The organism is Aurantibacter sp. UH7, from assembly GCF_056839165.1.
On the sequence record NZ_CM166388.1, the window covers coordinates 482,658 to 502,183 of the forward strand.

The 19,526-nt window shown below is 33.5% G+C and carries 24 protein-coding genes; 13 read left to right on the plus strand and 11 right to left on the minus strand.

Annotated elements, in window-relative coordinates:
- Genes UH7x_RS01990 through UH7x_RS02000 form a run of 3 tightly spaced genes read left to right on the plus strand, consistent with a single transcriptional unit; the run spans position 1 to position 2,461 of the window.
- Positions 1 to 567: a hypothetical protein gene (locus UH7x_RS01990; protein WP_482362050.1), complete on the plus strand. Its 567-nt coding sequence runs from the start codon at positions 1 to 3 to the stop codon at positions 565 to 567.
- 50 nt (positions 568 to 617) lie between these two features.
- Entirely contained in the window at positions 618 to 1,706 is a 1,089-nt protein-coding gene (locus UH7x_RS01995; protein WP_482362051.1) for a hypothetical protein, read from the plus strand.
- Between the two features lie 29 nt (positions 1,707 to 1,735).
- Positions 1,736 to 2,461 carry a head GIN domain-containing protein gene (locus UH7x_RS02000; protein ID WP_482362052.1) on the plus strand — a complete coding sequence of 242 codons (726 nt, stop codon included), beginning with the start codon at positions 1,736 to 1,738 and terminating at the stop codon, positions 2,459 to 2,461.
- Positions 2,462 to 2,497: 36 nt separating this feature from the next.
- On the opposite strand, the gene UH7x_RS02005 is transcribed toward UH7x_RS02000, so the two are convergent.
- Positions 2,498 to 3,838, minus strand: a complete 1,341-nt coding sequence (locus UH7x_RS02005) for an MFS transporter (RefSeq protein WP_482362053.1) — start codon at positions 3,836 to 3,838, stop codon at positions 2,498 to 2,500.
- A gap of 66 nt (positions 3,839 to 3,904) precedes the next feature.
- A complete protein-coding gene (locus UH7x_RS02010) occupies positions 3,905 to 4,714 on the minus strand; it encodes a M48 family metallopeptidase (RefSeq protein ID WP_482362054.1) in 810 nt (269 codons plus the stop codon).
- A gap of 251 nt (positions 4,715 to 4,965) precedes the next feature.
- Between UH7x_RS02010 and UH7x_RS02015 the strand changes: the two genes are divergently transcribed.
- From UH7x_RS02015 to UH7x_RS02030, 4 genes are all read left to right on the plus strand, one after another.
- On the plus strand, positions 4,966 to 5,544 hold the full coding sequence (locus tag UH7x_RS02015; RefSeq protein ID WP_482362055.1) for a collagen-like protein: 579 nt from the start codon (positions 4,966 to 4,968) through the stop codon (positions 5,542 to 5,544).
- A gap of 130 nt (positions 5,545 to 5,674) precedes the next feature.
- Positions 5,675 to 6,175 carry a peptide-methionine (R)-S-oxide reductase MsrB gene (gene msrB / locus UH7x_RS02020; RefSeq protein ID WP_482362056.1) on the plus strand — a complete coding sequence of 167 codons (501 nt, stop codon included), beginning with the start codon at positions 5,675 to 5,677 and terminating at the stop codon, positions 6,173 to 6,175.
- Between the two features lie 154 nt (positions 6,176 to 6,329).
- Complete coding sequence (gene lpdA / locus UH7x_RS02025) at positions 6,330 to 7,721, plus strand: dihydrolipoyl dehydrogenase (protein ID WP_482362057.1); 1,392 nt, start codon at positions 6,330 to 6,332, stop codon at positions 7,719 to 7,721.
- Between the two features lie 75 nt (positions 7,722 to 7,796).
- On the plus strand, positions 7,797 to 8,078 hold the full coding sequence (locus UH7x_RS02030; protein ID WP_482362058.1) for a DUF3817 domain-containing protein: 282 nt from the start codon (positions 7,797 to 7,799) through the stop codon (positions 8,076 to 8,078).
- Here the strand turns inward: UH7x_RS02030 and aroQ are convergent.
- From aroQ to UH7x_RS02050, 4 genes are all read right to left on the minus strand, one after another.
- Positions 8,070 to 8,486: a type II 3-dehydroquinate dehydratase gene (gene aroQ, locus UH7x_RS02035; RefSeq protein WP_482362059.1), complete on the minus strand. Its 417-nt coding sequence runs from the start codon at positions 8,484 to 8,486 to the stop codon at positions 8,070 to 8,072. The two genes, UH7x_RS02030 and aroQ, sit on opposite strands and share 9 nt — an antisense overlap.
- A gap of 69 nt (positions 8,487 to 8,555) precedes the next feature.
- Positions 8,556 to 9,068, minus strand: coding sequence for a hypothetical protein (locus tag UH7x_RS02040; protein ID WP_482362060.1), 513 nt, complete (start codon positions 9,066 to 9,068; stop codon positions 8,556 to 8,558).
- Positions 9,069 to 9,229: 161 nt separating this feature from the next.
- Positions 9,230 to 9,847, minus strand: a complete 618-nt coding sequence (locus UH7x_RS02045) for a porin family protein (protein WP_482362061.1) — start codon at positions 9,845 to 9,847, stop codon at positions 9,230 to 9,232.
- A 75-nt stretch (positions 9,848 to 9,922) separates the two neighbouring features.
- Positions 9,923 to 10,510 (minus strand): porin family protein, encoded by a 588-nt coding sequence (locus UH7x_RS02050; RefSeq protein WP_482362062.1) that lies wholly within the window; start codon positions 10,508 to 10,510, stop codon positions 9,923 to 9,925.
- A 142-nt stretch (positions 10,511 to 10,652) separates the two neighbouring features.
- On the opposite strand from UH7x_RS02050, the gene xerD reads away from it, so the two are divergent.
- The 3 genes from xerD (at position 10,653) to UH7x_RS02065 (ending at position 13,141) form a co-directional block, all read left to right on the plus strand.
- A complete protein-coding gene (gene xerD / locus UH7x_RS02055; protein ID WP_482362063.1) occupies positions 10,653 to 11,555 on the plus strand; it encodes a site-specific tyrosine recombinase XerD in 903 nt (300 codons plus the stop codon).
- A 36-nt stretch (positions 11,556 to 11,591) separates the two neighbouring features.
- A complete protein-coding gene (locus tag UH7x_RS02060; protein WP_482362064.1) occupies positions 11,592 to 12,290 on the plus strand; it encodes a lysoplasmalogenase in 699 nt (232 codons plus the stop codon).
- Between the two features lie 170 nt (positions 12,291 to 12,460).
- Entirely contained in the window at positions 12,461 to 13,141 is a 681-nt protein-coding gene (locus tag UH7x_RS02065) for a lysoplasmalogenase (protein ID WP_482362065.1), read from the plus strand.
- Here the strand turns inward: UH7x_RS02065 and UH7x_RS02070 are convergent.
- The gene (locus UH7x_RS02070; protein WP_482362066.1) at positions 13,119 to 14,420 is read right to left on the minus strand and encodes an NAD(P)/FAD-dependent oxidoreductase; all 1,302 of its coding nucleotides are present in this window, start codon (positions 14,418 to 14,420) and stop codon (positions 13,119 to 13,121) included. The two genes, UH7x_RS02065 and UH7x_RS02070, sit on opposite strands and share 23 nt — an antisense overlap.
- A gap of 222 nt (positions 14,421 to 14,642) precedes the next feature.
- Between UH7x_RS02070 and UH7x_RS02075 the strand changes: the two genes are divergently transcribed.
- Both UH7x_RS02075 and UH7x_RS02080 read left to right on the plus strand, forming a co-directional pair.
- Positions 14,643 to 15,137: an RNA polymerase sigma factor gene (locus UH7x_RS02075; protein ID WP_482362067.1), complete on the plus strand. Its 495-nt coding sequence runs from the start codon at positions 14,643 to 14,645 to the stop codon at positions 15,135 to 15,137.
- 4 nt (positions 15,138 to 15,141) lie between these two features.
- Complete coding sequence (locus UH7x_RS02080; protein WP_482362068.1) at positions 15,142 to 15,795, plus strand: hypothetical protein; 654 nt, start codon at positions 15,142 to 15,144, stop codon at positions 15,793 to 15,795.
- Here the strand turns inward: UH7x_RS02080 and UH7x_RS02085 are convergent.
- Together UH7x_RS02085 and UH7x_RS02090 are read right to left on the minus strand one after the other, a co-directional pair.
- The gene (locus UH7x_RS02085) at positions 15,792 to 16,598 is read right to left on the minus strand and encodes a lysophospholipid acyltransferase family protein (protein WP_482362069.1); all 807 of its coding nucleotides are present in this window, start codon (positions 16,596 to 16,598) and stop codon (positions 15,792 to 15,794) included. The genes UH7x_RS02080 and UH7x_RS02085 overlap by 4 nt on opposite strands.
- Before the next feature lie 43 nt (positions 16,599 to 16,641).
- A complete protein-coding gene (locus UH7x_RS02090; RefSeq protein ID WP_482362070.1) occupies positions 16,642 to 17,283 on the minus strand; it encodes an NUDIX hydrolase in 642 nt (213 codons plus the stop codon).
- Here UH7x_RS02090 and UH7x_RS02095 point away from each other — a divergent pair.
- On the plus strand, positions 17,282 to 17,992 hold the full coding sequence (locus tag UH7x_RS02095; protein WP_482362071.1) for a peptidylprolyl isomerase: 711 nt from the start codon (positions 17,282 to 17,284) through the stop codon (positions 17,990 to 17,992). The genes UH7x_RS02090 and UH7x_RS02095 overlap by 2 nt on opposite strands.
- 34 nt (positions 17,993 to 18,026) lie before the next feature.
- Here UH7x_RS02095 and UH7x_RS02100 read toward each other — a convergent pair whose 3' ends face one another.
- Both UH7x_RS02100 and UH7x_RS02105 read right to left on the minus strand, forming a co-directional pair.
- A complete protein-coding gene (locus UH7x_RS02100) occupies positions 18,027 to 18,638 on the minus strand; it encodes a trimeric intracellular cation channel family protein (RefSeq protein WP_482362072.1) in 612 nt (203 codons plus the stop codon).
- Between the two features lie 88 nt (positions 18,639 to 18,726).
- Entirely contained in the window at positions 18,727 to 19,452 is a 726-nt protein-coding gene (locus tag UH7x_RS02105; protein WP_482362073.1) for an RDD family protein, read from the minus strand.
- Positions 19,453 to 19,526: the final 74 nt, after the last annotated feature.

Consider the following 19,526-nt stretch of genomic DNA (forward strand, 5'->3'; position numbering starts at 1 on the left):
ATGCAAGACAATAAATTAGAAAATATTTTCAATGAATTGCAAGGCCACTTCGACACCGAAGAACCAGCAGCTAGTCACGAGCTTCGGTTTCTAGAAAAATTGAAGGGAGACACCAAAGTAGTTGAAAACAAGACAAAGAAGTTTAATTGGTGGAAGCCGCTATCGATTGCTGCCTCAATAATGGTGATTTTCATGTTAAGTTTTGGCTACTTCAATTCTACTACTACCATAGAAGAGAAAGTTGCAGAAATTTCACCAGAAGCAGCAAACACACAATTCTATTTTGCCAATTTAATAGAAGAACAAGTAAAAGAACTCGAAAGTAGTAGTACGCCAGAGACAAAAAAAATAATCTCAGACACCATGGTTCAGCTTAAAAAGCTAGAATCAAATTATAAAAATCTAGAAAACGAATTACTCGAAGGCGGTAATAGCAAACTAATTCTAAGCGCTATGATTACTAATTTTCAAACAAGAATAGACCTTCTAGAAGAAGTCATGAACCAAATTGAGGCAATAAAAACACTAAATAATTTTGAAGAAAACACTGGTCAATTTATACTTTAAATAAAAAGCATAAAATGACAAATTCCCAAAAAATATAAATTACAATACAAATGAAAAAAGAACTACATAATTACATAGTCTTGCTAATTTTAGCTCTGCCAATGGTGCTTTCTGCTAATGACCATGAATTAAAAGGAAAATACACTAAAGAAAAAACGATCAAAAAAGAATTTGACGTGAATTTTGATGCACTTTTAAAAATTAAAAATAGCTACGGAAATTTGAATATCACCTCATGGAATGAGGATAGAGTACTTATTGAAGTACATATTAAAACCAGTGGAAATAACGAAGATAAAGTTCAACGCAAGCTAGAAGAAATTAATGTTGATTTTGAAAACAGTAGCAACTTAGTTTCTGCAAGAACGATATTCGGCAGTAAAGGTAGTAGCTGGGGCTGGAATTGGAGTAATAACAATGTAAATATGCAAGTAAACTACACCATAAAACTGCCTGTTAAAAATAGCGTTCACTTAAATAATGACTATGGAAGTATTATTCTAGACCGTGTAGATGGTCATGCAAAAATCAATTGTGATTATGGTCGATTAGAAATTGGCGAATTACGGGGTAGAAACAACGAACTAAATTTCGATTACACTTCCAATTCTACTATTGAATACATGAATAGCGGGTCTATTGAAGCTGATTATTCTGGTTTTACATTAGAAAAAACTAATGATATCATTCTTGATGCTGATTACACAAACGCCACCTTTAAGGAGATGAAAAATCTGAAATATAATTGTGACTATGGAAAGCTCGAAGTAAATAAGGCAAATAATATATCGGGTAATGGAGACTATTTTAATGTACGTCTGGGAACTATACATGGCAATGTTGAAATACGAGCTGATTACGGCCAAATTAAAATAGAAGAAATGGCAGCCGATGCAGGAAAATTAGTAATTGATAGCGATTATACGGGTATAAAAATGGGTTATAATCCAGCTTACAATTTCGATTTTGAACTGGACTTAGAATATGGAGGATTTAATGGAAATGACGAGCTTGAAATCAATATTAGTAACGAAAAATCCACATCAAAATACTATAAAGGATATCATGGTGAGCAAAATAGCGGTAATAATATTTCCATCAGTAGTGAATATGGCAGTATAACATTTCACAAAAAATAATCATCAATCAATATTAAATAATCAGAAAAATGAAAAATTTAGCAACATTAAGTTTAATTGTACTTTGTAGTATTTCATGTACTGCACAATGGGGAAAAAAAGTAAAAGGAAATGGTAATAAAACAACAATTGAAAGGTCGGTAGACGATTATGATAGAGTCGCGGTTTCAGGCTTTTTTGATGTTGATTTGGTTTCTGGCAAAGAAGGCGAAATATCAATAAGTGGTGAATCAAATTTATTAGAACATATTATTACTGAAGTTAAAAATGGTCAGCTTAATATCAAAGTGGAAAAAGGATATAATTTGAGTCCTTCTAGTTGGAAAGATGGTCTTCATATTACCGTACCTGTTGAGAGCATAGATGCCGTAACGCTTTCTGGCTCGGGTGATATTGTAGGTAAAACAAAATTAAAATCTTCCAATTTTAAAACTACCATGTCAGGTTCGGGTGACATTACATTAGAAATTGAGGCAGAAAATGTTTCAACTACCATGTCTGGCTCAGGTGATATTAATTTAAGTGGATCAACAAGTAATTTCAATGCTAGCATTTCCGGTAGTGGCGATATAGGCGCTTACGATTTAATAGCCGATAATGTAGAAGCTACAGTTTCTGGTTCAGCGAATATAGAAGTAACAGCGAACAAAATGCTTAAAGCTCGTGTTTCAGGTTCTGGAGACATTGATTATAAAGGCAATCCTGAAAAAGTAGATACTAAAACCTCCGGGTCTGGTGATATAACCAAAAAATAACATCAAGAAAGAAATCAAAATCAGAAAACAGAGTTGTTACTCCCCGTCCACCAATATTGGGCGGGGATTTTTATTTACCCGTAATAACAATAGCGCTCCAATAAGAAAGAAAATACCCAAAAATATAATGGCATTCCGCATTGTGCCGGTTACCTGTGCCACGTAACCATATAAAAAAGTGCCTATTACAATTCCAATTTTTTCAGCCACATCGAAAAAACTAAAAAAAGACGTAGTATCTGTAGTTTCTGGCAAAAACTTAGAATAAGTTGATCTAGAAAGCGCTTGTATTCCACCCATTACAATGCCAACGCAACCGGCTGCAATATAAAAATCAGTTGGAGTAATTACAAAATATGCATATATACACAAGGCAATCCACATAATATTTATAACTACTAGTGTTTTAATATTCCCATATGCTCTAGATGCTTTAGCTGTAATTGTTGCACCAAAAATAGCAACAAGCTGTATAAGCATTATACTTATTATAAGGCCCATAGTTCTTTCATTATCAGACCCCCAAGCAATTTCTTCTTCACCAAAAAAGGTTGCAATCAACATAACAGTTTGTACTGCCATACTATACACGAAAAAAGCACCCAAATAGCGTTTAAGTTTTACAAGTTCACTCAATTGATGCCATACTCCCTTTAATTCTTTGAAGCCATTAAGAATAATATTTTTGCCTTTGGATTCGGTTTTATTTCCTAAAGGAAGGAATCGAAAGGTATATTGGCTAAAAACAATCCACCAAATACCTACAGTTACAAATGAATATTGCATAGCTTTTAATTCTGCCAAACCGCCTTCATCACCAACAATTCCGAATAAGTCTGGTTTCATTACCATAGCTAGATTTACGAGTAGTAAAAGAACACTACCTATATAGCCAATAGAATATGCTTTTGCACTAATAGCATCTTGTTGCTCTGGATATGCGACATCTGGCAAATATGAATTATTAAAAGCAAGACTTAACCAAAAACCGACCAATCCAAAGAAATAACAAATTAAACTGAAGTAAATATTCTCCAAGGAAAACCAATTAAGACCTATGCATGAAAAGGCTCCTAAGTAGCAGAAAAACTGCATAAATCTTTTCTTATTACCCATATAATCCGCTATTCCAGATAAAAGCGGCGTTATGAGTGCAATAAAAAGGAAAGCCGCAGACGTTACATAGCTAATTAACGGCGCCCTTGCAATTTCGCCACCAAAAACAGTAACTTTTTCCACATTAGCCGCTCGAAATAAAGCACCATAGAAAATTGGAAAAATGGCAGAAGATATTACCAAGTTATAGACCGAGTTGGCCCAATCGTAAAATGCCCAAGCATTCAGTAATTTTTTACTCCCCTTAACTGGCTTGGTCATATAATTTAAAATAAAAACCGTCCGCAAATTGGCGGACGGCTTTAAATATACAATTTAAACTTTAGTCTAATAAAATTTAGTCACTCCAAATTTAGCAGCTTCTTGTTTAGCAGCTGGTGCCCACTCTGTAAGATTAGCTATTCTTGTATCATTTGAAGGGTGTGTGCTCATAAACTCAGGCGGTGCCTCTCCCCCACTATTAGCCTTCATTCTTTTCCAAAGTTCTGCAGCTTCATCTGGATTATAACCAGCAATGGCCATAATCTGAAGACCAATACGATCGGCTTCAGTTTCATGACTTCTACTAAAAGGTAACATTCCTAAAACATTAGTACCTACACCATACGCTTGGTTAAAAATATTTAATTTGTTTGGGTCTTGTATTACTACGTTACCAGCCACAGCTCCTACTTGTTGTAAGGTACCAGCGCTCATTCTTTGCGCCCCATGATCAGCAAGTGCATGGGCAACTTCATGTCCCATTACCACAGCTACACCCGTTTCACTTTGGGTAATTGGTAGAATACCTGTGTAGAATACGATTTTTCCACCCGGCATACACCAAGCGTTAACAGTTTCATCTTGAACTAAATTGTATTCCCATTTATAATCTTTAAGATAACCAGGATATCCATTAGCCACAAGCCAACGTTCTGCAGCAGATGAAATTCGTTGTCCTACTTTCGTTATCATCTTAGCATCTGAAGAATTTTCAACTACATTATTTTCTGTTAAAAACTGATCGTATTGCGCAAATGCTGTCGGGAAAACCTGACTATTCGGGTAAAAATTTAAAACTTTTTTTCCGGTAAACGGATTGGTTTTACATGCGGCAACGCTCAAAAATATGACCAATGCCAGTGTTAATTTTTTCATGAGGGTAGTGTTTAATTTAAAATTCCAATATACAAAAATTTACGGTTTATAGCGTTTTATAACAAAACCATAAATCTAATCGAATATTAAGGAGCAAAATGTATACCATATTTAATTTAAATTGCAAACTGCTGTAAAACAGCAATTTAAATATATTTTCATCTCTTTAACTAGTATAATAAAAAAAATGGAACGCTTTTTGAAACGTTCTTTATAAGTTTGAATAAGAATACAAATTAAAATTTTATATCATGAAAAAAGCTACATTACTTTTCGCCTCGTTTATCACATTACTTTTCATTTCATGTACAGGACCAGAAGGACCTCCAGGCTTTGATGGATACGATGGTTTAGATGGAGCAGATGGAAAAGACGGAATTGACGGTGAAATCGGAAATGTATTTGACATTGTAGGTGATTTCACTGCAGAAAATGAATATCAAATTTTCGTTGATTTTAATGAGACCGCTCCTACATTAGAAGTATTTGAGAATGATGTAATTTTAATTTATATACTTTGGGATCAAACTGAAGATAATGAAGGCTTACCTGTTGATATATGGAGATTACTTCCTCAAACAAGAATTCTTGAACAGGGCTTACTACAATATAATTATGACCATACTTTCTTAGATGCAAATATCTTTTTAGAATCAGATTTTGACCTAAACACACTACCTACGGGAGATACTGATGAACAGATTTTTAGAATTGCGGTTCTACCAGCCAATCTAGTTGCAGGATCTAAAATGGACAAATCAAATATATCAACAGTTATGCAGACTTTAAGTGTTGAAGAAAACACTATTTCTAGAATTCATTTAAACTAAATTTAAAGATACCCCCACTATATACAGCCCGAACATCATACGATGTTCGGGTTTTTTTTATCCTTTTATTATTAATTTAGATGAAAGGAAATTCAAAGTAATACGTCAAATTCTAAAAGAAAACTTAGCTATGATTGTAAAAAAAATAAGTCTAATAGTAGTTCTTGCTTTCATAGGTTGTAACGGATTATCGCAAAATAATAAAGACACCGATAAAACAACCAAAGAAAAAGAATTTAAAGTTGTAAAAACTGAAAGTGAATGGCGTTCTGAACTCAGTGACATAGCCTATTATGTACTTCGCGAAGCTGGCACAGAAAGGTCTTTTACTAGTGACCTTTTGGGCAATAAAGAAGAAGGCGTCTATGTTTGTGCTGGTTGTGGAACGGAGCTCTTTAAAAGTCAACACAAATTTATTTCTGGAACTGGCTGGCCAAGTTTTGATCGAGAAATAAAAGGTAATGTATCTTATGATGTTGATTACAAAATAGGATACAAACGAACCGAAGAACATTGCGCGACCTGTGGTGGACATTTGGGACATGTTTTCGACGATGGTCCCAAAAAAACTACCGGTAAGAGACATTGTATCAATGGCGCAGCATTAAAATTTGTTGCTTCAAAGAAGTAAAGTTCCTTTTTTGCGTAATTGTTTTATAATCCTATCATTTATAGGGTCCTCAACTAATCATTTGCAATTTGTGATTTGATTTATATACCGGCAAAAAAATGATTTTGCTTTTGTACCTTTGCATTCTGTTAATTTAGCATTAAAAACTACACAAATGAGCAACTTCGATGTTATTGTTTTGGGCAGTGGGCCCGGAGGATATGTTACCGCTATTAGAGCGTCACAATTAGGATTAAAAACAGCCATTATTGAAAAAGAAAGTCTCGGTGGCGTCTGTCTTAATTGGGGTTGTATACCTACCAAAGCACTTTTAAAATCTGCACAGGTTTTTGATTATCTTAAGCATGCATCGGATTACGGTTTAAAAGCTGAGGGTGTTGATAAGGATTTTGATGCCGTTGTAAAAAGAAGTCGTAATGTTGCCGATGGCATGAGTAAAGGTGTTCAATTTTTGATGAAAAAAAATAAAATTGAAGTTATTAAAGGGTATGGTACTTTAAAAGCAGGCAAGAAAGTTTCTGTTAAGGACGAAAGTGGCAAAGAAACTGAATATGGTGCCAAACATATAATAATTGCAACAGGAGCTCGTAGTAGAGAGTTACCTAGTTTACCACAAGATGGCAAGAAAATAATTGGCTACCGCGAGGCGATGAGTCTTAAAGAGCAACCTAAGAAAATGGTTGTAGTAGGTAGTGGAGCCATTGGCGTAGAATTTGCATATTTCTATCACACAATGGGAACAGAAGTAGTTGTTGTAGAATACCTACCAACAATTGTTCCGGTTGAAGACGAAGATGTTTCAAAACAATTGGAGCGCAGTTTAAAAAAATCTGGAATAAAAATAATGACCTCTTCAGAGGTAACTCATGTTGACACTTCTGGCGATGGCGTAAAAGTTAATGTAAAAACTGCCAAAGGTGCTGAGATAATCCCAGCAGATATTGTTCTTTCAGCTGTTGGAATTAAATCTAATATTGAAAACATTGGGTTAGAAAATGTTGGCATAAAAACAGATCGCGATAAAATTGTAGTGGATGCCAATTACAAAACAAATGTAGAAGGATACTATGCCATAGGTGATGTTACACCAGGGCAAGCCCTAGCGCATGTTGCATCTGCAGAAGGCATTCTTTGTGTAGAGAATATTGCTGGTATGCATGTAGAGGCTTTAGATTATGGCAATATTCCCGGCTGTACTTATTGCATTCCTGAAATTGCTTCTGTTGGGTTAACAGAAAAACAAGCAAGAGAAAAGGGACTTGACATTAAAGTAGGAAAATTTCCGTTTTCGGCTAGTGGAAAGGCAAAAGCTTCTGGTGCTTCTGATGGATTTGTAAAAGTAATTTTTGATGCTAAATATGGCGAATGGTTAGGTTGCCACATGATTGGTGTTGGCGTTACAGATATGATTGCAGAAGCTGTAGTAGCAAGAAAACTAGAAACTACAGGACATGAAATCTTAAAAGCCGTTCACCCTCACCCTACTATGAGTGAAGCTGTAATGGAAGCGGTTGCTGCTGCTTATGATGAAGTAATTCATTTATAAAATTATTTTTGAGCAGCTAAACACTAAAAATTTAGCTGCTCTTAAACTATTCACACTTCCTAATATTTAATTTTCATGCTTGCAGCCTTTCGTATTACAGCTATTTTAGAAGGTATTTCGTACCTAGCACTTTTTGCAGTGACCATGCCATTAAAATACATGGCAGGTATGCCAATGCCTAACAAATACGTTGGGTATGCTCACGGCGTACTTTTTATCGGCTATATTATTCTAGCAATACTTTTCTGGTATCAGAAAAAATGGTCATTAAAAAGATTGGTAATTCTTTTAATAGCATCGTTGTTACCGTTTGCTACCTTCTATGTAGAAAAGAAATATCTACAAAAATCAGTCTAAAAAACTCTGAATTGCCAAGTTATAGCTCTGGAGTCCGAAACCTAGTATAACTCCTTTTGCTCCTGAAGAAATGTAAGAGACATGTCTGAATTCTTCCCGTTTATGAGTGTTAGAAATATGCACTTCAATAACAGGAGTTTGAATCGCTTTTACCGCATCGCCAATACCAACCGAGGTGTGGGTATAGGCCGCAGCATTGAGAATAATTCCGTCATAAGTAAATCCAACTTCTTGAATTTTTCCTATTAGTTCACCTTCAATATTTGATTGAAAATATTCTAATTCAATACCATTGAATTTCTCTTGCAACTCTATAAAACAATCTTCAAACGTCTTACTTCCGTACATTTCGGGTTCACGCTTTCCAAGAAGGTTTAGATTTGGGCCGTTAATTATTATCAACTTCATAAGGTAAAAGTATCAAATAGCAGGCGATAAAAAAAGTTCAATCGCCGCGCACTTTAGTAAACATATTTATTAATACGGATTCTTAGGTGAAAAAGTATATAATACACCAAGGTTTACAGTTGACCAATCTTCACCATCTAAAACAACATTAGTATAAGAAAGGTTTACTTCAACCTGAGCTCCAAAAAGCAGACCAATTAGCGGTTTGTAATATAGACCACCATCATTACCATCATTGATACCAAATGCATTTCCAACTTCCCCGCCAAATGAAAAAGAGTTAGATGGCCATATTCTCATACCTAACGCAACAGGTACAAATTGAATATTAGGCAAATCGTACAATACCACTTCTTCATGAAAAGTTTCAGGAAAGCCATTAATAAAACCAGTCATTATACCTAAGTCTAGAACTTCCCCTAACGGATACATGTATCCTGCATCAATACCGGCACCCAAACTAACAACATCTTTATTCTCACCCATTGGCAAAGAGCCATGAATACCCAATTTAAATCCTTTTTGAGCCTGTAGGCTGAATGAAAACAAAGCAAATACTATTACTATTAAAGTGTTTTTCATGACAATATTAGGTTTTGGTCTAGTTTAAAGTTGAAACCTTAACTCAACAATTTGTCAAAAATTGTACGGTATTCCTTATAATTAGTAGTAATAGGAGAACTTTTAGGGTATAAAAAAAGACCGGAACTAACCGGTCTTAGATTTTATGTGTAATTATATTTTTAGAAAAAGTAGGCTGCCCCTACTTGAACTATTCCATTTTTAAGGGTATAATTTTCAAGAGTTTTCGTTAAACCAAGACTGAAACGCGCTTGAAAATATAAATGCTCATCTAATCGATACCCACCTCCAAGATTCATAGCTACTTGTATTGTTTTAGCATTAAATGGAATTATAGAATTACCGTCACTATATCCGAATTCTCCTGCATTATCATCTAAAACAAAACTCACTTGTGGGCCAAATTCTGCTGCAAATTCTTCTGTGATATGATATTTACCCATTAATGGTACATGCAAATAGATTAAATTAAGATCACTATCTCCAAGACCAATGTCTGCTCCTTGAAAAGAGACTAATAGTTCAGGTTGTGCAAATATTTGTTCAGTAATAGGAATTTCTGCAATACCTCCAAAATAACCTCCTGGTTTAGGTTTTATAGCAAAAAAACCATTATTAAGAAATGTTGAAATATTTAAACCTGCTTTCGCTCCGAATCTTATATCTTCACCAATACCTCCATTATTAGATGTAGTTTTGTCTTGAACGATTACCTGGGCATTCATTTTTTGAGCTCCAAGGGCAAAAAGTATTGCTACCAAAAAGAGAACTTTCTTCATAAGGTTTAGATTTTAGAATTCTATTAATTAGGGGTTTAATTCTATATAAAATTACGATAATATAATTTGATCTGATTAAAATTTATAAACAACCCCAATATTTAATGTAGTGTTTTTCACATCTAAAAGAGCATCACCTGGACCATTATACCTATCGGTTACTGCAAAAGAATATCGCGCTTGAACCATAATGTGACGGGTAATATCGTAACCAGCTCCTACTCCCATTTCTAATGCTGTAGATTTAAGGGTGTCGCTAAAACGATCATCATCATTTGAAATTTCTTTTAGAATAGATTTAATTTCATCAACATTTGAATTAAAGCTCAATTGAGGACCAGCCTGAATATTAAGCCCTCTAGCAACATAAAACTTAGCCATTATTGGTAGATAAAGAAATGAAAGATCGCCGGCTTTTCCATAAGTAAGTTCTGGCTGAATATGAAAAGTTTCGGTAATACCTAAATCAGCTAATGCACCAACATAATATCCTGTTTTATTTATTGCATCTAAATTAAAAAGTGAAATACCAATTACCGATGCTTTAATATTGGTATCGTTATTTAAAAGTCCGCCAGTAATACCAAATTGAAAATCGGTTTGTGCTTGCGCTTGATAAATACCAAATAAAGCTATAATAGCTAAAGTGAATAATTTTTTCATAATAATGTAGTGTTTAAAATTTTTAAAAGTGTTTTATAGTCAACAAACCATAGTACAATCTTCATACCAACTTACACAACACAATGATAAACAATACTTTAAATAAATTTATAATAATTATTTCATTCGCTACCTTTACAGTATGAAATGGAGTACCGCCACAAAAGACTATGAACATTACCTTAAAATTGAACGTGGTTTGGCCAATAATTCAATTAAGAATTACGTCTTAGATATTGAAAAATTAGCAGGTTATTTACAGGTTCAAAATTTAAATGAGCCTCCCGATATGATAGCAAAGGAAATTGTCCAACAATTTGTTTACGAAATAGCTAAAAACGTAAATCCGCGCTCACAAGCACGTATAATTTCTGGTTTAAAGAGCTTTTTTAGTTACATGGTTTTTGAAGATTATAGAACTGACAACCCGATGGACTTAATAGAATCTCCTAAAATTGGGCGCAAACTTCCTGATACATTATCGGAGGAAGAAATAAATGAATTAATTGACCACATAGACCTTTCAAAACCAGAAGGCGAAAGAAATAGAGCCATGTTAGAAACACTATACGGTTGTGGATTGCGAGTTTCCGAACTTATTAGTTTAAGGCTTTCAGATTTGTATTTTGAAGAAGATTTTATAAAAGTAACAGGCAAAGGCGATAAACAAAGATTTGTACCAATAAGCAAAATCAATAAAAAGTACATTACTATTTATCGCACTGAAGTTAGGGTACATCAAAAAGTACAACGGGAGTTTGAAGATATTTTGTTTTTAAACCGAAGAGGTAAACAATTAACACGAGCTATGGTTTTTACAATTATCAAACAATTGGCAGAAAAAATTGGCCTCAAAAAAAATATTAGCCCGCATACTTTTAGACATTCCTTTGCCACACATTTACTGCAAAATGGCGCAGATCTTAGAGCTATACAGCAGATGTTGGGCCATGAAAGCATTACAACTACAGAAGTTTATATGCATGTAGATAAAACTCATTTGGAAGATGTTCTTAATAATTTTCATCCAAGAACAAAAGAATAAATATATTTGCTGCTTTTGTGATTGAACAGAGTACCCATGAAATATTTAAGACCCTTTCTTTGGTGTTATGCGATTATCGTTATCATTGAGTTAATTGTAGTTGGCAATCCCGAATTATGGCCCTATAGAATTGTAACGAAACCTATGATTATGGTTTCAATGATTATCTTCTTTCTTTTACAGAAAGTTGATCGTAAAACTAGAATAATCGTTTCTACTGCGCTATTTTTAGCTCTCGCGGGCGATTTACTTTTAATTTATGATGAAATTTATGAATCACTATTTTATGGAGGACTATTGGCATTTTTTACTACTCACATTATGTATGCTATTCAATTCTCAAGAAGTAGAAACAAAGAATTAGGTTTCATTGCCCCTACCTTAGTTTTATTCTTTTATGCAGCATCTGTTTATTTGTATTTACACGATTCATTAAATGACTTTGCAATACCAGTAGGAATTTATATTACAGCCCATTTAGTAATGATACTTTTTGCTTATCTAAGAAATGACTCTTTAACAAATAATAGTTATATATATGTACTTTCGGGCACATTTCTATTTATGTTTTCTGACAGTATTTTAGCAATAACTAGATTTAAAAGCGATATACCATTTTCTAGAATTTTAGTAATGGCTTTTTACGCTAGTGCTCAATTGCTAGTAATCATAGGCATCTTAAAGGGCGCCTTAAATATGAAAATGGAAAGTATAAAAGGAGATTATTCAATCTAGATATTTCAAAAGGCAAACTATTTGTTGAATCCCCTTAAAATCATTCTATAAAATATAAAACAAACTACTATATTTATAAACTTTCCACAAGCTAACTTGTGTGTAGTTAAGCACTATAATTTAGTGCTTTCAAAGAAGAAAAATATTAGAAGCTCTTGCAAAAACCGAATATGAAGAAACTTACCCTATTTCTCTGGTGTTTTGCTGTAATTTTATTAATTGAGCTTGTTTTAATCTCTGTTCCAGAATGGTGGTCTTATCGTATTTGTTCAAAACCATTAGTGGTCGGTTCAATTTTAGTTTTTTTCTTAATTCAAAACGTTGATAAGCAAACTAAAACCCTAGTATCAGCTGCATTAGCTTGTGGTATTATCGGTGACATTATTCTGATTTATGCTAGAGTTTCTGAACCCCTTTTTGTTTTTGGAGTTTTATCATTTTTAATAGGTCATATTTTTTATGCCCTGCAATTTTCAAGGTCACGAAATAAAGAGATTGGAATTATAGCACCTTTATTTGTATTATTTGGCTATGTACTTGCATTGTTTTTGTATTTAAGTGATTCATTGTATAATCTAGCCATACCTGTTTCTGTCTACATAATTGTCTTAATGATTATGATTCTTTTCGCTTATGTACGGGATGATTCTATGACTAATAATAGCTACATATATGTATTAGCCGGCTCACTATTGTTTATGCTTTCAAACAGCATTTTAGCAATAACAAAATTTAAAAGTGAAATTCCATACTCCCGTGCATTAGTAATGGCAATCTACGGTGTTGCTCAACTATTATTGGTTATAGGAATTTTGAAGGCTACAATAATTACAGATTCTGAACATGCTTAGGTTTTTTGTGCTTTTTATACGGACGAATTATTAATCTAGCTTCACGATCAAACCGCACATAATTGTACACCCAATTAACAAAAACTACGACGCGATTTCTAAAACCAATTAGAAAAAACAGATGTACAAACATCCAAACAAACCATGCAAATACGCCTTGAAATTTAAAATTTTTCATATCGACTACTGCTTTATTTCTACCAACAGTAGCCATAGAACCTTTATCTAAATATTTAAATGGCACCATAGTCTCACCTACTAATAATCGAAGTATATTACCACCTAAATGCTTTCCTTGTTGCATAGCCGGTTGTGCCACCATTGGGTGACCATAAGGTTCATTTTCAGATTGCATGATAGCAATATCACCAATTGCAAAAATATTTTCAAATCCAGCTACCCTATTAAATTCATCAACTCTAACACGATTACCTCGTGCAATTATATCTGTAGCATTTAAACCTTTTATAGTAGCCCCTTGCACTCCAGCAGCCCATATTAATGTAGCTGCTTGAAAGCTATCATCAAGATTAGTAGTAACATTATAACCGTCATAATCGGTTACTCGCATATTCTTATAAACATTTACACCTAATTTTTTCAAGAATATTTCTGCCTTTTTAGAAGCCGGCTCACTCATTGTCGCCAACAAGCGATCACTACCTTGAATTAAATTAATTTGTGCAATACGCGTATCTAAATCCGGATAATCTTTAGGTAAAATTCCTTTTTTAATTTCTGCTAAAGCACCAGCCAATTCTACACCAGTTGGCCCACCACCAACGATAACAAAATTCATTAATGCCTCGCGCCGGTTTAAATCATCTGTAAGTAAAGCATCCTCAAAATTTTCTAGTATTAAGCTACGAAGGTTTAGACATTGCGGAATTGTCTTCATCGCCATCGCATTTGCTTCAATATTGGTATTCCCAAAAAAATTAGTTTTAGAACCTGTGGCCAATACTAAAAAGTCGTATTCAATTTTACCAATATCCGTTTCAATAATATTCTTTTCAGCCTTTACTTCTAATACCTCAGCGAGACGAAAATAATTATTAGGTGAATCCTGTAATATTTTACGTAAAGGGTAAGCGATAGAGTCAGGCTCCAGCCCTCCAGTAGATACTTGATAAAGTAGCGGTTGAAATGTATGATAATTATGCTTATCGATTAAAACCACCTGTATTTCTTGATCTCGAAGTTTTTTAGCCAAAGAGACCCCTCCAAAGCCCCCACCAATAATTACTACCCTTGGCAGACCCGACTTTGGTATATTCATATCACATTCGTTTATCATAGTCCTACAAAAGTACGTTATACGCTTGGTAAAGGAATCTAAAAGTTATTGTTTTTGCTATCTTTAGCTACTGTTTTAAGTTGACAAAGCAATCAAAAAAGAAATATATAACTGATTATTAAAGAAATTTCATAAGTATTAAAATTCTTATGTAACAAAAATTAAAATCAGACTACTAATAAGTAACAACCCACCAACGAATACGTGAATAAAGAATTGGAACACCAATTTGTGACAGACCTTGAGAGCAATCAAAATATTGTTCATAAGGTGTGTACGTTGTATACAAATGACCGTGATTCACATAAAGACCTGTTTCAAGAAATTACAATTCAACTGTGGAAAGCATATCCAAAATTTAGAGGAGAATCAAAATTTAGCACCTGGATGTATCGCGTAGCTTTAAATACAGCTATAACATTATATCGCAAGTCAAAACGAAGTATTCAAACACAAGATTACGAATCAGTAATTTTTAAAATAAAAGCCGACGAATATGATGAAACAGAAGAACAACAATTAAAGTTGATGTATAAGGCTGTAAAACAATTGGGAGACATTGATAAAGCCCTTGTTTTTCTCTATTTAGAGGATAAGAATTACAGTGAGATTAGTGATACTTTAGGTATAACCGAAGTAAATGCAAGAGTAAAAATGAATAGAATTAAAAATAAACTTAGAACCATACTAAATCCATAAAACTATGTTGGACGAACTGGAACTACTAAAAAAAGACTGGCAGAAAAAGGAAGCAAATCTTCCTAAACTGTCGTATGGTGAAATTCATACCATGCTTTGGAAAAAATCTTCTTCTATTGTTAAATGGATAATGATTATTAGCATCCTAGAATTTCTTCTTCCCCATATCTTATACTTTCTCCCCCAAGCACAAAACCAGATGGCAGTATATGAAAGTATTGGGTTAAGATATTGGTTTATTGGATTAACTATAATACAATATGCTGTAGTGGCCTATTTTATTTTTGAATTCTACAAGCGCTACAAAGAAATTTCAGTACTTGAAAGTGCAAAAAACTTAATGGATAAAATCATTAAAACCAGAAAGACAGTAAAATACTATGTAATATTCTCACTTTCATTAATTTTCATAGCAATGGTTTCCTTTGCATTGGGAATTTACCTTACTTCAGATTTAACCGCATTAGCAGAAGCTTTTGACTATGAGGAATTTAAACAAATGAATCCGGAGAAATTAAAAAGATTGTTAATAGGAGCGTATTTGGCAATGGCGATAGTAATGCCTTTAGTATTTGGGGCAATCTATTTTCTTCTTTACGGTCTTCTGCTTAGAAAACTTAAAAAGAACCACAAAGAATTAAAAAGATTGGAAGTTTAGTGTTTTCTAAATCTTCGTTTTTGGTTTAATGCTTCGTATTCAGCAATTTCATCTTTCGGAATAACCTTAAGGAATGAAGGGTGTTGCTCAATTGCATATTCTAGTTTTTCAATAATTTCTTCATTACTCTCATTATCATAATCTATTTCTAATGGCTCTTTAATGACTAAAGACTGAAGAATTCCTTTTTTCTTAATACGAAGTCCCTTTTTATCAAAAGATCTTCGGAAACCGTCTATAACAACAGGTACAACTACAGGCTTGTACTTTTTAATAATATGAGCAGTTCCTTTACGTAAAGGTTTCCAAGGTGTTGTAGTTCCTTGTGGGAAAGTAATTACCCAACCGTCATTTAGTGCCATACCAATTCTTGAAATATCTGTCATTTTCACCTGCCTTTTTACATCTTTACCATGAGAGCGCCATGTACGTTCTACGCTAACTGCACCTGCATAGGCCAAGGCTTTTGTAAAAAGAGATTTTTTCATAGTCTCCGCAGCAGCAATATAATAGACATTTAATTTAGGATTCATGATGTATGCAATGTTCTTAATATTATCATCTCGTCCTTTAAGACTTGCATTAAACACATGAAACATAGCAACTACATCAGCAAAATAAGTCTGGTGATTACTAACAAAAAGCACATTTCTTTCAGGTAGATTTCTGATTATTTCAGAACCTTCAATCTCTAATGTATTAAACCTTTTATAACGCTGATGCGTTATTAAGCCTAGCACACGAATTAAAAACTTCTTTATAAAAAGAATATGGCCAAAAGGATTTTCCTTGAATATGCTCATATAGACATTTAATTTTAACCGTCGAATTTACAAAATAAGATGCTCATATCACTTGTTTTATCAAGTCTTTAACCTCGCTTAACATCATTGCCGTTGCTCCCCAAACGGTATAACCATTTAGTTTAAAGGCAGGTACAGCTACATCTTCTGCATATGATGTAGTTATTTTTTTTGAGAATATTTTTTTATCATCTAATAAATCAAAAATAGGCACTTCAACAATTTTTTCAACCTCATCTTCCTGTAATTTAAAAGAAATTTCACCAGTAGACAAACCAATAAAAGGTGAAACCATAAAATTACTTGGAGGAATATAAACTTCTGTTAATCCTCTTATTACACCTATGTTAGCAGTTGGAACCCCAACTTCTTCTTCTGTTTCACGCAGGGCTGTAATCATGATATTTTCATCAACTTCTTCTACTTTACCACCCGGAAAAGCCACTTGATTAGAGTGCACACCTTTGTAAGTTTTTCTCAATATCAATAAAAAATTAGTATTGTTTTTATTATCTGGGTAAAAAAGTGCCATCACCCCTGCCCTTTTAGGTTTTCTACTACCTATTTGATGCTGTTTGATTAGATCGTGTCTAAAAGCGGGCACCATTTTATAATGAGCTTCCACACCGGGTAATGGAAGATCTTTTATTTTTGATACCTGTTTTGAAAACAAATTGAAGTCCATGAGCTTAAAACAAATCGCATTAACCGCAATAATAACACTATTTTTTTTAGTTGGATGTAAAGATGAATCCAATAAAAAAGATTCTACAATAAAAACCGACAATCAAGAAAAAGAAGTAATAAAAATAGATACTGCAATCGTAGAAGAAGTAGAAGAGTTTGTGCTAAATGAAGAAAATGCAATCGAATTTTTCTTCGACTACCAGAAAAATTTAGATGTAAACAAGGTAAAAATCACCACCAGTTTGGGAAGTTTTGTAATTCAATTATTTGATAACGTACCTTACCACAAAGCCAATTTTATATACTTAACCAGAAAAGGTTATTTCGATAATACTCAATTCCATAGAATTGTAAAAAACTTTATTATTCAGGGTGGCAATGCCGATGATGAAGCCACTCCAAAAAAGAGAAGAGAGATTGGCCGATATTTACTTCCTCCAGATACAAGAAAGGGCCATAAACATCACCGAGGTACACTGTCTATGCCCAGTAGTGAAAATGACAATCCCCATAAATTAGCATCGCCATACGAGTTCTTTATTGTGGTAACAAAACCAGGATCTTATCATTTAGATGGAAATTACACGCCATTCGGAAAAGTTATCTCTGGTATGGATATTGTCGATAAAATAAATGCGGTAGATACCGGAAAAGGAGATTGGCCTTCAGTAAATGTTTATATAGAAAAGGCAGAAGTAATTGAATAATTGATCCTTAATCAATTCCAGTTAAAGATCAACTTTAAGCTTCACTTTTATAAATATTAGGCAAGGCAATCTTAAATAGTACGGCTAATATTCGAATTACAATTACAATTAATATCGCGGCTATATAGGCATAGGTATTCTCAATTGGCAACTCACGTAGTATGAAATATGAACTACCACCTAAAATACAGGCAGTGGCATAAATTTCCTTTCTAAAAACTACAGGAATTTCATTGCATAAAATATCTCGAATTACGCCACCAAAACTTGCTGTCATTGTTCCTAATGCAATACAAACAAGTGGATGTAAACCGATACCTAATCCCTTTTCTATACCAACCATAGTATACAAGCCAATACCGATAGTATCAAACAAAAAAAGTGATTTCGTAAGATATTTTAAATAATTACGAAAGATTATCGTAAAAGCCACTGTACCTATAATTACAAAAACATAAGTTGTGTTTTGCATCCATGCCACAGGTGTACTGCCAATGAGCATATCTCTAAGTGTTCCGCCACCTACAGCGGTAACAAAAGCTATTATAAAAACCCCAAATAAGTCGAGTTTTTTTTCCATAGCTACCAAAACTCCAGAAATAGCAAAGGCTATTGTTCCAAGTATATCAATTATGAAATAAAACATTTGCGATTATAAGTTTAGGATAATTAAAAATTCAAAAAAATTGCTTTTGATGGTTATAGATTTTCGCTATACTTCCAATTACTATCTTTTAAATATTCTGTGTATAAAAACTATAGTCCTTTAAAATAGTATCTAAATACTGAACATCATACATTTCGGAGTTGGTGGCCAATACACTTTCGACTTTTTCACGTAAAACCTTCATAGTTTTATGATCTGTACCAAGCTTTGCTATTCTATATGTTTCTTTAATCAAACGTACATCTTTATCTGTTAACAAAGTAACATTTGTAAAAGTTGGTTCATACGCCTCTTCAACATCTTCCAATATAGTATGTGAAACCTTAGTCCTATTCTTTGTACTTATAACTACGGTACCGGCTGCTGCATCACCTAAACGTTGTCTTCTATCAGAAAATAAAATAGTTAACAGACCAATACTTCCGGCAAAAATCCAAATATCAACTAAACGCAACATCCATCGTACCAAATAATTCGACCAATGTACTGGTGATCCATCAAACCGAACAACACGCATTTTCATGAGCATTTTTCCAACCGTTCTACCATTAAACAAACTATGCATAATTAAACTGTAGAACATTGCTGGCAAGAGTATTAAACTCTGCAAACCGAATTGAGTCCATGCATCTTCGAATATATAACCCAATGCAGAAGTAATCAAACCTATTAAAATAAAATAGAGGTATAAAATGAAGCCATCGATAATAAAAGCAAGAATTCTTTCACCAATACTTACAATAGTATAATCTAAGTTAACATTTTGCGTTGTATTTATTTGAAGGTTGACCATAGAACCACTAATTTTAAAATAACTCGTATAAATGCAATTTTTTAGTTCAATTTATACGTTAAAAACCATACTAA

Excerpts from the sequence above, each read along its gene's own strand:
- UH7x_RS01990 (WP_482362050.1), top strand. The coding sequence starts at position 1 with ATGCAAGACAATAAATTAGAAAATATTTTCAATGAATTGCAAGGCCAC.
- UH7x_RS01995 (WP_482362051.1), top strand. The coding sequence starts at position 618 with ATGAAAAAAGAACTACATAATTACATAGTCTTGCTAATTTTAGCTCTG.
- UH7x_RS02000 (WP_482362052.1), top strand. The coding sequence starts at position 1,736 with ATGAAAAATTTAGCAACATTAAGTTTAATTGTACTTTGTAGTATTTCA.
- UH7x_RS02005 (WP_482362053.1), bottom strand. The coding sequence starts at position 3,838 with ATGACCAAGCCAGTTAAGGGGAGTAAAAAATTACTGAATGCTTGGGCA.
- UH7x_RS02010 (WP_482362054.1), bottom strand. The coding sequence starts at position 4,714 with ATGAAAAAATTAACACTGGCATTGGTCATATTTTTGAGCGTTGCCGCA.
- UH7x_RS02015 (WP_482362055.1), top strand. The coding sequence starts at position 4,966 with ATGAAAAAAGCTACATTACTTTTCGCCTCGTTTATCACATTACTTTTC.
- msrB (WP_482362056.1), top strand. The coding sequence starts at position 5,675 with ATGATTGTAAAAAAAATAAGTCTAATAGTAGTTCTTGCTTTCATAGGT.
- lpdA (WP_482362057.1), top strand. The coding sequence starts at position 6,330 with ATGAGCAACTTCGATGTTATTGTTTTGGGCAGTGGGCCCGGAGGATAT.
- UH7x_RS02030 (WP_482362058.1), top strand. The coding sequence starts at position 7,797 with ATGCTTGCAGCCTTTCGTATTACAGCTATTTTAGAAGGTATTTCGTAC.
- aroQ (WP_482362059.1), bottom strand. The coding sequence starts at position 8,486 with ATGAAGTTGATAATAATTAACGGCCCAAATCTAAACCTTCTTGGAAAG.
- UH7x_RS02040 (WP_482362060.1), bottom strand. The coding sequence starts at position 9,068 with ATGAAAAACACTTTAATAGTAATAGTATTTGCTTTGTTTTCATTCAGC.
- UH7x_RS02045 (WP_482362061.1), bottom strand. The coding sequence starts at position 9,847 with ATGAAGAAAGTTCTCTTTTTGGTAGCAATACTTTTTGCCCTTGGAGCT.
- UH7x_RS02050 (WP_482362062.1), bottom strand. The coding sequence starts at position 10,510 with ATGAAAAAATTATTCACTTTAGCTATTATAGCTTTATTTGGTATTTAT.
- xerD (WP_482362063.1), top strand. The coding sequence starts at position 10,653 with ATGAAATGGAGTACCGCCACAAAAGACTATGAACATTACCTTAAAATT.
- UH7x_RS02060 (WP_482362064.1), top strand. The coding sequence starts at position 11,592 with ATGAAATATTTAAGACCCTTTCTTTGGTGTTATGCGATTATCGTTATC.
- UH7x_RS02065 (WP_482362065.1), top strand. The coding sequence starts at position 12,461 with ATGAAGAAACTTACCCTATTTCTCTGGTGTTTTGCTGTAATTTTATTA.
- UH7x_RS02070 (WP_482362066.1), bottom strand. The coding sequence starts at position 14,420 with ATGAATATACCAAAGTCGGGTCTGCCAAGGGTAGTAATTATTGGTGGG.
- UH7x_RS02080 (WP_482362068.1), top strand. The coding sequence starts at position 15,142 with ATGTTGGACGAACTGGAACTACTAAAAAAAGACTGGCAGAAAAAGGAA.
- UH7x_RS02085 (WP_482362069.1), bottom strand. The coding sequence starts at position 16,598 with ATGAGCATATTCAAGGAAAATCCTTTTGGCCATATTCTTTTTATAAAG.
- UH7x_RS02095 (WP_482362071.1), top strand. The coding sequence starts at position 17,282 with ATGAGCTTAAAACAAATCGCATTAACCGCAATAATAACACTATTTTTT.
- UH7x_RS02090 (WP_482362070.1), bottom strand. The coding sequence starts at position 17,283 with ATGGACTTCAATTTGTTTTCAAAACAGGTATCAAAAATAAAAGATCTT.
- UH7x_RS02100 (WP_482362072.1), bottom strand. The coding sequence starts at position 18,638 with ATGTTTTATTTCATAATTGATATACTTGGAACAATAGCCTTTGCTATT.
- UH7x_RS02105 (WP_482362073.1), bottom strand. The coding sequence starts at position 19,452 with ATGGTCAACCTTCAAATAAATACAACGCAAAATGTTAACTTAGATTAT.